Source organism: Streptomyces sp. NPDC088706 (assembly GCF_044752765.1).
Taxonomy (GTDB): Bacteria; Actinomycetota; Actinomycetes; order Streptomycetales; family Streptomycetaceae; genus Streptomyces.
Window position 1 is genome coordinate 192,091 of record NZ_JBIVLW010000002.1, and the last position, 12,995, is coordinate 205,085.

Annotated in this window: 9 protein-coding genes, 2 tRNA genes and 1 pseudogene; 7 read left to right on the plus strand and 5 right to left on the minus strand. The window is 69.8% G+C overall.

Translation table 11 applies throughout. From position 1 onward, the window contains the following. Positions 1-753: 753 nt before the first annotated feature. The 3 genes from ACIQAK_RS06465 to ACIQAK_RS06475 all read left to right on the plus strand — a co-directional run bounded on the left by ACIQAK_RS06465 (position 754) and on the right by ACIQAK_RS06475 (position 5,554). Positions 754-2,868 carry a transglycosylase domain-containing protein gene (locus ACIQAK_RS06465; RefSeq protein ID WP_366387799.1) on the plus strand — a complete coding sequence of 705 codons (2,115 nt, stop codon included), beginning with the start codon at positions 754-756 and terminating at the stop codon, positions 2,866-2,868. A gap of 106 nt (positions 2,869-2,974) precedes the next feature. Further along, the gene (locus tag ACIQAK_RS06470; protein WP_366387169.1) at positions 2,975-4,282 is read left to right on the plus strand and encodes a hypothetical protein; all 1,308 of its coding nucleotides are present in this window, start codon (positions 2,975-2,977) and stop codon (positions 4,280-4,282) included. Between the two features lie 174 nt (positions 4,283-4,456). Continuing rightward, entirely contained in the window at positions 4,457-5,554 is a 1,098-nt protein-coding gene (locus ACIQAK_RS06475) for an amidase domain-containing protein (protein WP_366387170.1), read from the plus strand. A gap of 113 nt (positions 5,555-5,667) precedes the next feature. Here the strand turns inward: ACIQAK_RS06475 and ACIQAK_RS06480 are convergent. Further along, a tRNA-Lys gene (locus ACIQAK_RS06480) sits at positions 5,668-5,741 on the minus strand. Positions 5,742-5,933: 192 nt separating this feature from the next. On the opposite strand from ACIQAK_RS06480, the gene ACIQAK_RS06485 reads away from it, so the two are divergent. The 4 genes from ACIQAK_RS06485 (at position 5,934) to ACIQAK_RS06500 (ending at position 10,499) form a co-directional block, all read left to right on the plus strand. Then, positions 5,934-7,226, plus strand: a complete 1,293-nt coding sequence (locus tag ACIQAK_RS06485; RefSeq protein WP_366387171.1) for a peptidoglycan-binding protein — start codon at positions 5,934-5,936, stop codon at positions 7,224-7,226. A gap of 152 nt (positions 7,227-7,378) precedes the next feature. Continuing rightward, complete coding sequence (locus tag ACIQAK_RS06490; RefSeq protein ID WP_401847861.1) at positions 7,379-9,505, plus strand: SPFH domain-containing protein; 2,127 nt, start codon at positions 7,379-7,381, stop codon at positions 9,503-9,505. A gap of 210 nt (positions 9,506-9,715) precedes the next feature. Then, positions 9,716-10,306: a lytic polysaccharide monooxygenase auxiliary activity family 9 protein gene (locus ACIQAK_RS06495; protein ID WP_366387173.1), complete on the plus strand. Its 591-nt coding sequence runs from the start codon at positions 9,716-9,718 to the stop codon at positions 10,304-10,306. A 22-nt stretch (positions 10,307-10,328) separates the two neighbouring features. Continuing rightward, complete coding sequence (locus ACIQAK_RS06500) at positions 10,329-10,499, plus strand: hypothetical protein (RefSeq protein WP_366387174.1); 171 nt, start codon at positions 10,329-10,331, stop codon at positions 10,497-10,499. A gap of 81 nt (positions 10,500-10,580) precedes the next feature. Here ACIQAK_RS06500 and ACIQAK_RS06505 read toward each other — a convergent pair. The 4 genes and pseudogenes from ACIQAK_RS06505 to ACIQAK_RS06520 all read right to left on the minus strand — a co-directional run bounded on the left by ACIQAK_RS06505 (position 10,581) and on the right by ACIQAK_RS06520 (position 12,966). Continuing rightward, positions 10,581-10,654: transfer RNA gene (locus tag ACIQAK_RS06505), tRNA-Lys, on the minus strand. A 73-nt stretch (positions 10,655-10,727) separates the two neighbouring features. Beyond that, positions 10,728-11,486 (minus strand): IclR family transcriptional regulator C-terminal domain-containing protein, encoded by a 759-nt coding sequence (locus tag ACIQAK_RS06510; RefSeq protein WP_366387175.1) that lies wholly within the window; start codon positions 11,484-11,486, stop codon positions 10,728-10,730. Positions 11,487-11,653: 167 nt separating this feature from the next. Beyond that, a pseudogene (locus ACIQAK_RS06515) lies at positions 11,654-11,830 on the minus strand (L-cystine ABC transporter ATP-binding protein YecC); the annotation flags it as partial. 125 nt (positions 11,831-11,955) lie between these two features. Continuing rightward, positions 11,956-12,966, minus strand: coding sequence for a D-2-hydroxyacid dehydrogenase (locus ACIQAK_RS06520; protein ID WP_366387176.1), 1,011 nt, complete (start codon positions 12,964-12,966; stop codon positions 11,956-11,958). Positions 12,967-12,995 lie beyond the last annotated feature (29 nt).

The following is a 12,995-nucleotide window of genomic DNA, read 5'->3' on the forward strand; positions in this document are numbered from 1 at the left end:
CCCCGCCAGGGGTGCGCCGCCCGGGCCGGCCTCGACCGCGTGCACCGGGCCGCGGGAGTTGCCCGGCGCGGTACGGGAGGTCCGTGAGGTACGGCGTCGATCTCCGCCGCCACTGTAGGGGGACGGGTACCCCGGGGACGCGGTTTCGAACAGGATGTCCGGAACCCGGCGCCTTGGGGGGACGGTGGGGGCGTCGGCACCGGGCGCCCGGCGGCCGGGGTACCCGCTGCCGCCCGGCCGTACCGTGCGACCCGCTGCCGCCCGGCCGTACCGTGCGACCCGCTACCGTCCGGCCGTACCGTGCGAGCCGCTGCCGCCCGGCCGTACCGTGCGACCCGCTGCTGACCGTGGCAGGGCGACCAGGTGAACACCTGTCGACCGGCCCCTCCGGTCTTCCGCCACCCACACGATCCCCACTGGCCATGAGCTCGTTCCAGCTCAAATACCGCCGATAAGTCGCTGATACGCTAATAGCGCTGCCGCGAACCGCCGGGGTGGGGGAGAGGGCGGGAGGCTGCCGCCCGCACACTGATCCCCGGCACCACGGGGCAGCGTCGGCACAGGCATCGCAGCACATCGGCGCCCTGAACGCTGGGCCATCCCAGCGCCGGGGTTCGTGATGGGCGTACAAGAACGCGTGGACCGTCACAGAGCTACGCGGCTAGCCGGAGGAGCAGCGGGGTTGGGGACCAGGCCGGTGGTCGGAAGAAGTGCCAAGGGGTGGGTGACCGGACGTTCCGCCAGTCCGAAGGGATGCGGACCGGGGGCCGTTCATGGCAGACGCGGAGCACGGGCGCCGAAGGTACGCACGGTGTGGGGGGTGTCGTGAGCGCAGGAACGAGGAGTGACGCGGACCGGCAGCCCGGCTCGCGGCGCCGTGGGGCCCGCCGAAAGCCCACGCGCGCCTCTGCATCGGTCGGGCGGCTGGCTACGGCCGTCCGCGGCTTCCGGATCTCCTATCCCCGACCGGGGCGCGCCGGCTGGCGGCGGTGGGTGCCTTCGTGGCGCCAGTCTCTCGCAAGCTGCGGACTGGTCATCGGACTGAGCGGTTCGATGCTCGGCATCGCCTATGCGACCACCAACATACCGCATGATCTGAATACCTATGCCACCCAGCAGGACAACGTCTATTTCTGGGCGGATGGAACTCCCATGGCCCGGACCGGATGGGTGCGACGTCAGGAGATGCCGCTGAACGGCGTGCCGGAAAATGTGCGCTGGGCGGTTCTGGCAGCGGAGAACGAGAACTTCTACTCCGATCCGGGCATCTCCGTCAGCGGTATCGGCCGGGCCCTTGCGCGGACCGTGGGAGGGGGAAGCGTGCAGGGTGGGTCGACCATTACCCAGCAATATGTGAAGAACGTCTACCTGAACCAGGACCGTTCGATCAGCCGCAAGTTCACCGAGGCGATGATCGCGCTCAAGCTCGATCAGAAGATGACTAAAGACGAGATCCTGGAGGGTTACCTCAACACCAGCTGGTTCGGGCGCGGCACCTACGGCATCCAGCGGGCCTCCCAGGCCTACTACGGCAAGGAAGTGGGTCAGCTGAACGCCAGCGAGGCGGCGTTTCTCGCTTCCCTGCTCAAGGGTGCAGGGCTGTTCGATCCGTCCTTGAGCCGTGCGAACCATGCGCGCGCTGTGGAACGCTGGTCCTGGACGCTGGACCGTATGGTCGACATCGGGAAACTGTCCTCCGCCGAACGGGCGGGTTACCAGAAGTTCCCGGAACCTCTTGCGAAGTCCCAGGCGTACGACACGGGAAAACAGAGCGACTACCTGCTGGTGTTGGCCACCCAGTACGCCAAGAAGGCGGCGCGTATCTCGGACAGGGACTTCGATCTGGGCGGCTACCAGATCTACACGACCTTCGACCGGAAACGGGAGACAGCCCTCACCGACGCCGTGACCAAAGCTCGTAAGAAAGCTTTGAAAAGCCACCCCGCTGTCGCAAGGACGGCGCATTACGGCGCCGCCTCGGTGGCCGACGACGGCAAGATCCTGGCAGTCTACGGCGGGCCGGACCACCGCAAGCAGGGGTATAACGAGTCCAACGCATCGACGATCCCGGCCGGTTCGGCTTTCCTGCCGTTCGTCTATGCAGCCGGCCTGGAACACGGCATTCGCACGACCCGTGAGGGTTCGACGACCCCGGTCTCGCCGGACTCCCTTTACGACGGCAACGACGGCGTTCCGGTCCGCACGCCCGAAGGTCCCTACTGGGACCGCAGCGGAAAGAAGGTCGTCGCACAAAACGACGGCAACATATCCTACGGGCAGATCACTCTGCACAAGGCGCTGGCGGCGTCGGTGAACGGCCCGTTCCTGCAACTCGGCGTGGACACCGGTCTGGACAAGGTGCGCCGGACCGCCGCGGCGGCGGGAATGCTGCCCTCCAGCCTGGGGCCCCAAGTGCCCGCCCTGTCTTTGGGCAGCTCGACACCCAGCGCCATCCGGATGGCCAACGCCTACGCGACCTTTGCCGCGGAGGGGCTGCACGTCGAGCCGTACTCGGTGCGCCGCATCACCCGGAACGGCTCCCGGATCGCGCTGGACACGCCCGCGCCACGCCGCGCGATGCGCGCCGGCGTGGCGCACCAGGTCACCGAAGCGCTGAAGGACTCCTACCGGCTCGCGCACGGTGACTCCAACCCCGCCTCGGCGGAGGTGGCCGGGAAGGCCGGCCTCACCCGCGACGATCTGGCGGCCTGGTACGTAGGCACCAGTCGGTCGGTGTCGACCGCCGTCGTCGTGTACCGGATGGATCTGGCCAAGAGCCTTGAGCCGTTGCCGCTCAAGGGCATCGACGGTCCGTCCGAAGCCCCGGTCCCCTACGGCATCTGGTCGAGTGCCATGACTCCTCACTGATTCCGAGGACCGATCCCGCCCGCTCCTCGGCGCCGGGCTTCCCTGGCCGACGGCGGTGGTGGCCACCACCCCCCGACTTCCTCATTGCCTCGCAGAATGTGCCCCGATGAAACCGAAACAGAGTCGCCACCGCCGTCGCCGCCGCACGTCTGTTGCGGGCTCGTTCAGCTTCTCCAACCGGAAGGCGTTCGCCGCCTCCGCGGTCGTCCTCGTCGTCGCTTCCACAGCCATAACCTACGGCGTAGTGAAAAGTGACGGCACCACACCGGCGATATCCTCTGCGCGTCACTCGGAAGTAGCCGACAGCAAAGCTGAGAAGCAGCCGGAGTGGGACGGCCGGACCAAGCTGATCGGTGACGGCTCCACTTCCTACACCGGACCGCAGAAGGGACGACTCGAACCGGTTCGGCTCAAGCCCGGGGAGAAGCCGCCCCAGTTCGTGGTCTTCTCCTGGGACGGCGCCCTTCAGGGGGATGACGAACTGTTCTCGCACTACCGCGAGCTGGCCAAACAGTACGACGCCCATATGACCTTCTTCCTCACGGGTATCTATGTGGTACCGAAGGACAAGAAGACGCTTTATGAGCCGCCCATGCACTCATCGGGCGCTGCGGCGATCAGCTATCCGACCGATGAGCACATCCGCACCACGCTGCTCGAACTGGGGAAGGCGTGGAAAGACGGACACGAAATAGGGACCCACTTCAACGGTCACTTCTGCGGCGAAAAGGGGGGAGGTGACTGGAGCGTGGAGGACTGGAAGAGCGAGATCGATCAGTTCTTCTCCTTCGTCGGTAATTGGAAGACCAATACCGGGTACACCGACCTGCCGGCCCTGCCCTTCGATCCCGCCCGCGATGTCAGCGGCGGCAGGGCGCCGTGCCTCGAAGGCCAGAAGAACCTTCTCAAGGCGATGAAAGCCACCGGGAAAAAGTATCAGTGGCGCTATGACGCCAGTTCTGCGGGCGACTTCCAGATATGGCCCGTCAAGAAGGAGGGTGTATGGGATTTTCCCCTCCAGATGCTGCCCTACGAGGGCGGCAAATATCAGGGCCTGTCCATGGACTTCAATTTTCTCTACAACCAGTCAGGGGGCGAGACGACCGGAGACCCGGCCAAGTACCCGCAGTGGCAGGAAGAGACCGTGAAATCGTATATGAACGGGTTCAACCGCGTATATTACGGAAGCCGGGCGCCACTGTTCATCGGCAACCATTTCGAGGACTGGAACGGCGGGATCTACATGAAAGCCGTCGATCAGGTCGTCAAAGACGTGTGCTCGAAGAAGGACGTTCGGTGCGTCTCGTTCCGTGAACTGTCCGACTGGCTCGACGCACAGAAGAGCGAAACGCTGGAGCGGCTGCGCAGCCTGGATCCGGCACAGTCCCCGGACTGGTCTTCCGTGGTGAAGTGACCAAATCTCAACCGGAACCTCCTTTACAACAAGCGCACACGACGTGCGAAGATTCTGCCCCCGGCACTGGTGTGCCCGGGTAGAGGGGAATCTTCAGTGAAGTCAAGAAAATTGAGCCGGAAGAAGCAGCGCGTCACGATATTGACCGCTTTGTCCGCTTCCGTTATTTCAGGTGTGGCGCTGCTTCCGAACTGGAGTGCCGGCGCGTCGACTACGGCGGCCGACGTTCCCAGCGTCAACCAGGACACCCGGGCCACCTTCCAGCGGCTGGCGGACGCGGTCCTCACCGATCGCACCGAAGCCCTGGTGGACGCGCGGCGCTCCACACGGCACAGGTCGCTCAATGACCGCTTCTCCGGTGAGGTCCGCATATCCTCCGGCGTCCGGAGCGCGGAGAACTCGGCGGTCTCCGAGCTGCGCGGGCGCAAGTCCCGTCTCGCGGCGCTGGGCGAGAAGTACAGCGACGCCAAGACCAGCGTCTCGCTCGACAAGACCGTCGTGCGGGGCCGGCACGCCATCGTCGACGTCACCGAGACCACGACGCTGACGTACGGGCATGTCCGTGGCGACGAACCGCGGACCACCGGTTTCCAGGCGCGCCACGAGCTTCGGTTCTCGGCTGACCGGCACGGCAACTGGCAGCTGACGAAGGTGCGCTCCGAGGACGAGGGCTACGCGGCGGTCAACCAGCCCAGCAAGCCCGTCGCCGCACCTGCCGTCAAGGATGACGGCATGCCCGCGGCTGCGCGCGCGGCCATCACCTGGCCCGCGCCCTCCGCGACCAAGAAGCTGACCGGCGGCGCCTACGACTACAAGGCCATGGCGTCGTACGCGGAGAAGTACTGGAGCAATTACAACCCCGCGTACCCGAACTACAACTCCAAGGGCGGCGACTGCACCAACTTCGTCAGCCAGGCGTTGCGGGCCGGCGGGTGGAAGGACGTGACCGGCTCGTCCTCGAACGTGCGCAGTTGGTTCTCCACCTCGGCCGGCCAGTCCGCCTCGTTCGTCGGTGTCAATGAGCTCTCCTGGTTCACCCTGAACTCGAAGCGAGCCACCAACCTCGCCAACGTGTACCAGATGGGCGTGGGTGACGTTCTCCAGATGGACTTCAACAAGGACGGGTCCAAGGACCACGCCATGATCGTCACGTACCGCAGCGCGCGGGGCGTGCCGTACCTGACCTACCACTCCACCAACACCTACCGCAGGTCGGTGGCCAGCATCATCGCTTCGTACCCCAACTCGGCGTACTACGCGTACCGCACCTGAGTATCTGCTGCAGTGGTCTCCCCGCGGGCGGCCACTGCAGCACCGGTCACCCGTCGTGGCGCAGAAAACGATCAAGGCCCCCTCACGCTCGGTGAGGGGGCCTTGATGGTGCGTGCGCCGTCAGGGACTCGAACCCCGGACCCGCTGATTAAGAGTCAGCTGCTCTAACCAACTGAGCTAACGGCGCCTGCTGACCTGGAGAACTTTACCCGACCCCAGCAGGTGCTCCGAACCATTTACCCTCCGCCACGCCCCGTCGGATGGTCGTTTTTTTCCACTGATCCGTCAAAATGCCTTATGTCGGGAGAGTTAAGACACTGACGCCCGTCGCGGCTGCGCCCAAGGATCTTGACGAGTGACGAGTGCGGAGGGGAATCGCATGACTGTGCCGGTCTTCGAGGAGTACGAGCCCGCCATCGACTGCACCTGTGCGGGGTGCGCCGTGCAGCGGCGGACCGCCGCGCGCGCGGTCGCGGTGCGGTACGGCGGCCACCCCGCCGCCCACGGCGCCCGCCGCGCCCTGGTGCTGGCCGCGGCCGCCGGGGTGGTCCTCTCCTGCGGGGCCGCCGGAGCCGCGGCAGCCGCCGGCCACAGCACCGGCGCGCCCCGGGTCAGCAAGGACCCCGAGCCCGTACCGGACACCCCGCAGGGCGAGAAGGGTCCGCTGAAGGGCTCCGGCGCCTCCGGGCCGCCGTCCGACAGCGCGGTCCTGCGCAAGACCACCCGGGCCGAGATCATCGACCGGGCCAAGCGGTGGGTCGCCGCGAAGGTCCCGTACAGCATGGGGAAGTACTGGTCGGACGGGTACCGGCAGGACTGCTCCGGCTATGTGTCGATGGCCTGGAACCTCGGCACCAACGAGTGGACCGGCAGCCTGGCGAGCTTCGGGACCCGGATCGCCCGCGCCGACCTCCAGCCCGGCGACATGCTCCTCTTCCACAACGCCGCCGACCCCTCCCAGGGCTCCCACGTCACCCTCTTCGGCGGCTGGACCGACCACACGCACACCCACTACATCGCCTACGAGCAGGCCCGCCCGCAGACGCGGAAGCAGTCGACGCCCATGGCGTACTGGAACAACTCCGACCGGTACGCCGCCTACCGCTACAAGGGCGTCAGCGCCGGCTCACCCGGCTCGGGCTCCGCCACGGCCTTCCCGGGCACCGACCAGTTCGGCCCCGGCGCGGACAACGCCCATGTCACCCGGCTCGGCGAGCTGCTGGTCGAACGCGGTGGCAAGCGGTTCTACGAGGTCGGGCCCGGGCCCGTGTGGAGCGCGTCGGACCGGCGGGCGACACAGGCGTTCCAGCAGGCCCAGGGGTGGCAGGGCGCGGAGGCGGACGGCATCCCCGGCCCGGACACCTGGCGCCTGCTGGCCACGGGCACCGGCCGCGACATCCCGGCCGCCACCACGGGCGGCAGCCCGAACACCGCGGTGATCTTCCCCGGGCGCGGCTATTTCCAGCCGGGTCAGGTCAACGGCCATGTCAACCGGCTCGGCAGGCAGTTGGTGAAGAAGGGGTACGGCAAGCACTACGTGTCGGGCCCCGGACCGCGCTGGTCCGAGGCGGACCGCCGCAACGTCGAGGCGTTCCAGCGTGCCCAGGGCTGGCGCGGCAGCGCGGCCGACGGATACCCGGGGCCGAAGACCTGGCGCCGGCTCTTCGCCTGACGGACCTGAGGACCTGAGGACCTGAACACCTGAGGGCCTGACGGACCCGAGGGATGACGGAAACGGAAAGGAACCGGGAACCGGTGACCCCAGACCAGAACCCCCACCCCCTGACTGACCACCACGCCCGCGCCCCCCGCGGCGAGACCCCCATGCCGCTGGTCGACGACGTGGCCCTGCACCAGCCGGCACTCGCGGCCCCGCCGCCGCTGTTCCGCCCGAAGGCGGAGGCGGCAGAGCGGGAGCCGTCGGGGGAGGCGGTGCCGAGCCCGGTGCCGGAGCCGAGCCCGGTGCCGGTGCCGAGCCCGGTGCCGGTGCCGAGCCCGGTGCCGGGGCCCGGGGTGAGCGCGGGCCCGGGGCCCGACGCGAGCCCGACCGCTGGGCCGGGTACCCCGCCGGAGTCGGCACCCCTGGATGACCCGGGTCGGAGCCTGCACCTGGAACCCGGCTCCCCGCACGTCAGGCGGGTGAGCCCGGAGAGCCTGAAGCACGCCGAGTCCGCCTCCTCCGTAAGCGGGGTGTGGGGTCCACTCGGTCGAGGGTTCCGTCCTCAAACGCCGGACGGGCTGGAAGCGCGCGACACGCAGACGGACAAGGGCACGGCCACGGGCATCGACACGGCCCCCTGTACCGGCGCCGCCCCCGGCCCCGACATCGAGCTGGACCGCGTCCCCGGCCTCGCCCCCGAAACCGGCACCGTCCCCACCCCTGGCCCCGGGCTGAACCGCGTCCCCGGCCTCGCCCCCGAAACCGCCCCCGCCCCTGGCCCCGGGCTGAACCGCGTCCCCGGCCTCACCCCCGAAACCGCCCCCGCCCCTGGCCCCGGGCTGAACCGCGTCCCCGGCCTCACCCCCGATACCGTCCCCGGCACCGCCCCCGTCCCCGGCCTCACCCCCGACACCGGCACCGCCCCCCGCCCCGAGCTGGACCGCGTCCCCGACCTCGCCCCCGATACCGGCCTAGTCCCGGACACCGGCACCGCCCGCGCCCCCGTCCCCGACGCCGAGCTGGACCGCGTCCTCGCCCCCGCCCCCGATACCGAGCCGGACCGCGTCCCCGCCCCCGCCCCCGACGCCGAGCTGGACCTCGTCCTCGATCTCGCCCCCGGGGCCCGGGCCGCCTCTGCCACCCTCTCCGTGCCGGCCCCGCAACCCCCGCCCCGCCCCCGCCGGCACACCGTCATCGCCAACGAGTCCACCGCCGCCATCCCCGTACACCTCCTCTTCCGGGACGACCCGGAGCAGGCCGAACCCGCCGCCGTCCCCATGACCGTCGCCCGCCACACCACCGGCACCACCCCGGCCGACCGCACCCCCCGCCCCCGCTCCCCCCACCCCCGCGTCGAGCCCCCCACCCGCCCCGCACCCCTCGCCGACCCCCGCCTCGTCGAGCGCCCCGGCCCCGCCCTCCCCGGGTACGCCGCCCTGCTCGCCGGGGCTGCCGGACTCCTCGGCGTACTGGCCCTGCTGTGGTGGTGCGGCGCCCTGCCCGCCGCCGCACCGGGCGCCGTCGGCCTGGCCCCCCGCCCGTACGAGGGCATCGGCGTCGCGGTCTGGGCCGGCCTCGCCCTCCTGGTCACGGTGGTCGTCCTCGCGCTCGGCGGTCTGGGCCGAGGCCGGGTCGGGCACGCCTGGGTGCTCACGCTCTTCGGCGACTACCGGGGGAGCGTCCGCCGCACCGGACTGGTCTGGGTCTCACCCCTGCTGCTGCGCCGCCGCGTCGACGTACGCCTGCGGCACTGGCGCAGCGAGCCGCTCCCCGCGGTGGACGCGACCGGCACCGCGCTGCGCGTCGTCGTCCTGGTGGTCTGGCGGATCAAGGACACGGTGCGCGCCGCCCTCGGGATCGAGGACCACGAGGCGTACCTGAGCGCACAGGTCGAGTCCGCCATGGCCCGGGTCCTCTCGCAGCTGCCCGCCGACGCGTTCCACGAGGACGCCCCCACCCTCCGTAACGCGGAGGCCGTCGGTGACGCGCTGACCCGGATGCTGAAGGCGGACTGCGAGCCGGTCGGGGTGGAGGTGTACTCGGCGCAGCCGACCGGGATCGAGTACGCCCCCGAGGTCGCGGCGGCGATGCAGCGGCGGCGGATCGCCGCCATCGACGCCAGGCACCGCGACAGCGTGCTGACCTCGGTGGTGGACGCGGTCGACGACACCGTCAACCGGCTCACCACGCGCGGCATCGTCGACCTCGACGACTACGAACGCAAAGCGCTGGTCAAGGACTTGACGGTCGCCTTCTATGCCAGCCGCAGCAGCGGAGGCGAGAGCGTCTGAGCGGACCGTGAGCGGCGGAAGGGGCCCCGAGGCGTCACGCCGGGCCCCTTCCGCGCTGCGGAATCCGATGCCTATTGGTCTGGACATGTTCATGCGGCGTCAATAATCTAAGACTTGGTCTAGACCGCAGCACCCCCACCACGCACCAAGCGCGCAGCATGTCGAGCAATGCTCATGGAACCTCCCCCACGTTCTAGAGGAGCGACAGCAATGCGGAAAAAGGCAAGCGCGGCCGTGATCGGCCTGGCGATAGCGGGCGTTTCGGTGCTCGCCACCACCAGCGCCAGCAGCCACGGCTACACGGACTCCCCCATCAGCCGTCAGAAACTCTGTGCCAACGGCTCGGTCACCGGCTGCGGCAACATCCAGTGGGAGCCGCAGAGCGTCGAGGGGCCCAAGGGCTTCCCGGCGTCGGGCCCCGCCGACGGCAAGATCTGCTCGGGCGGCAACGGACAGTTCGCCCAGCTCGACGACCCGCGCGGCGGCAACTGGCCCGCCACCAAGGTCACCGGCGGACAGGGCTACAGCTTCCGCTGGCAGTTCACCGCCCGCCACTCCACCAGCGACTTCCGCTACTACATCACCAAGAACGGCTGGGACTCCACCAAGCCGCTCACCCGGGCCGCGCTCGAATCGCAGCCCTTCATGACCGTGCCGTACGGGAACCAGCAGCCGCCGGCCACGCTGACCCACCAGGGCACGATCCCCACCCAGAAGAGCGGCAAGCACATCATCCTCGCCGTCTGGAACGTCGCGGACACCACCAACGCGTTCTACGCGTGCTCGGACGTCAAGTTCTGACACCCGCGTCAAGTTCCTCGGGGTGCCGCTGGACAGCACCCCTGACTTTCCGCTGTGGCTCAGCGCGGCGGCCCTGGCCGGGGCCGCCGTCGCGGGCATCGACCCCACCCGGCGCGGACCCGAGCCGGCCCGCGGCATCCTGCACCCGGGTCCGGCTTCGGTACCCGGAGCACGGGACACGGCCGCCCGGTGACTGAGGCCCCCGGTGGCCGGAAGGGGCCGGGAACAGCACTGTGGGCGGCCTCCGCGAAGGAGACCGCCCACAGGTGTGTCGTGCGCCGTCAGGGACTCGAACCCCGGACCCGCTGATTAAGAGTCAGCTGCTCTAACCAACTGAGCTAACGGCGCCTGCTGACTCGAAAATAATACCTGGTCCCGAGGAGTGCTGCTGACACCCTCCGAGCAGGGCCCTTTCCGGTGCCTACAGCGCCAGCGCCAGCAGCACCGGAGCCGCGCGCCGGTTCAGGGTGTCCGCCGCCTCGCGGAGCCGGTGGGCGTCCTCGACCGGCAGCGAGAGAGCGAGGCATCCGGCCGTGGCCCCGGCCGTCAGCGGCACCGCCGCGCAGACGGTGCCCACCGCGTACTCCTGGAGGTCCAGCACCGGGACGGTGGCGGGCTGGGTGTCGAGCTTGGCGAAAAGCACCTTCTCGTTGGTGATCGTCCGCGAGGTGAGCCGGGCGATCCGGTGCCGGGAGAGGTGGTCGCGCCGCGCCTCGTGGTCGAGCTGGGCCAGCAGGCACTTGCCGACCGCGCTGGCGTGCGCGGAGGAGCGGAAGTCCACCCACTCGTTGACCGCCGGGGTGAGCGGGCCGTCGGCCACCTGGACGACGTCGACCTCGCCGTCCACGTACCGGCTGAGGTAGACGGCGGCGCCGACCGAGTCGCGCAGATGGTCCAGGGCGTGCTGGAGCCTGCCCTCCAGGGCCTGGCGGCGGGCCGCACCGGAGCCGAGGAGGAGCAGGGAGGCCCCGGTGACGTACGCGCCGTCGCTGACCTGCTCGACGTACCCCTCGCGGCGCAGCGTCAGGAGCAGGGAGGCGAGATGGCCGGGCGGCAGGCCCGTCTCCCGGGAGATCTGGGCGTCGGTCACACCGTCGCCGTGCCGGGAGACCGATTCGAGCACGCGCAGGGCGTACTGCACCGAGTGGAACGGTGCGGTCGGCTCGGGCTTCAACGCCACGGTGTCCCCCTACCAGGTTGTGACCGCAAGCTACGGGCCCACGATAGCCGCCGGGTCCCGCTTTCGGGGTGGCAGTGGACAAGCCGGCGGGCGCACCCCACCCCCGTCAACTGGGGCGCACCCGTCCGGCATATGCCAGAGTCATGAACAGTGGCTCAACTCCGAGGTCACAGGACCGCGTCGAGTAACTCGCGCGTACGTTCGTGCGACGGACCGGAGAAGATTTTCTCCGGGGTCCCGGACTCCACGAGCCGGCCCGCGTCGAACATCAGCACCTTCTGCGAGACGTCCCGGGCGAAGTTCGTCTCGTGGGTCACACAGACCATGGTGATGTCTGGAGGTCGAACGGTCCGGACAGGGGGAGTGCCTGCCCGATCCCGTACGTCTATGCAGGAAGCCGGCCCATGTAACCGAACGGCGCCCGGAAGGTGGCCCTTCCGAGGCCCAGCACGGGCGGAGGATGACGGGGTCACTGCGGGGAGGTGCTCTCGGTGCCCTCCGGGTCCGACGGCCCTTCCAGGGTCGGGGAGTTGTCCGTGGACGGGACATAACCCCGGTGCTTGTCCACCACGTTGGGCAACGGGTCCCCGTGCGCCCACAGTTCGTACATCGTCACGAACTGCTCACCCAGCCGGTCCCGCCAGCCGACCGTGTCCCCGCTCAGGTGCGGGGAGACCAGCAGCCCCGGTACGTCCCACAACGGGCTGTCCTCGCCCAGCGGTTCGTCCTGGAACACATCCAGCGCCGCCCCCGCGAGCCAGCGCCGGTTCAGCGCCGCCACGAGGTCGGCCTCCACCACGCTGGCCCCGCGCCCCACGTTGATGAACCGCGCCGACGGCTGGAGCAACCCGAAGAACCGGGTGTCGAACATCCCGTACGTGGACGGGGTCAGCGGCAGCGCGGAGACGACCCAGTCCGCCCGCGCCGCCAGCCGGTCCAGATCCCCGATGCCGTGGATGGTGCGCCGGGCCCGCCGGCCCACCAGCGCCACCTGGACCCCCAGACCGTGCAGCAGCCGGGTGATCTCCCGCCCGACCGGGCCCGCGCCGACGACCACCGCCCGCGAACCGGCGACCCGCTGCCCCTCCCGGTGGTGCCAGCGCCGCTCCCGCTGGAGGGCCAGGGTGGTGGGCAGGTCCTTGGCGAAGGCCAGCACCAGAGCCGCCACGTACTCGGCGACCGGCCGCTCGAAGACGCCCCGCGCGTTGGTCAGGACCGTGTCGGACGCGACCAGCTCCGGGCACAGCAGCCGGTCCACGCCCGCGCTCGCCGCGTGCACCCAGCGCGGCCGGGGCCCGTCGCCCGGCCAGGCCTCGCGCACCGCGTTTGAGGTGAAGTCCCACACCAGCAGCACATCGGCCTCGGGCAACCGGGCGGCGAGGCCCGCCGCGCCCGTACGCAGGACCCGGGCCCGGCCGGTCAGCCGGCCGAGGCGCGGGGAGGGATCGGCATCGAGGACGAGAACGACGGGTTCCGGCATCGGTGGCTCATCACTCCGCAACGTCGCAG

Excerpts from the sequence above, each read along its gene's own strand:
- ACIQAK_RS06465 (WP_366387799.1), top strand. The coding sequence starts at position 754 with ATGCGGACCGGGGGCCGTTCATGGCAGACGCGGAGCACGGGCGCCGAA.
- ACIQAK_RS06470 (WP_366387169.1), top strand. The coding sequence starts at position 2,975 with ATGAAACCGAAACAGAGTCGCCACCGCCGTCGCCGCCGCACGTCTGTT.
- ACIQAK_RS06485 (WP_366387171.1), top strand. The coding sequence starts at position 5,934 with ATGACTGTGCCGGTCTTCGAGGAGTACGAGCCCGCCATCGACTGCACC.
- ACIQAK_RS06490 (WP_401847861.1), top strand. The coding sequence starts at position 7,379 with ATGCCGCTGGTCGACGACGTGGCCCTGCACCAGCCGGCACTCGCGGCC.
- ACIQAK_RS06495 (WP_366387173.1), top strand. The coding sequence starts at position 9,716 with ATGCGGAAAAAGGCAAGCGCGGCCGTGATCGGCCTGGCGATAGCGGGC.
- ACIQAK_RS06520 (WP_366387176.1), bottom strand. The coding sequence starts at position 12,966 with ATGCCGGAACCCGTCGTTCTCGTCCTCGATGCCGATCCCTCCCCGCGC.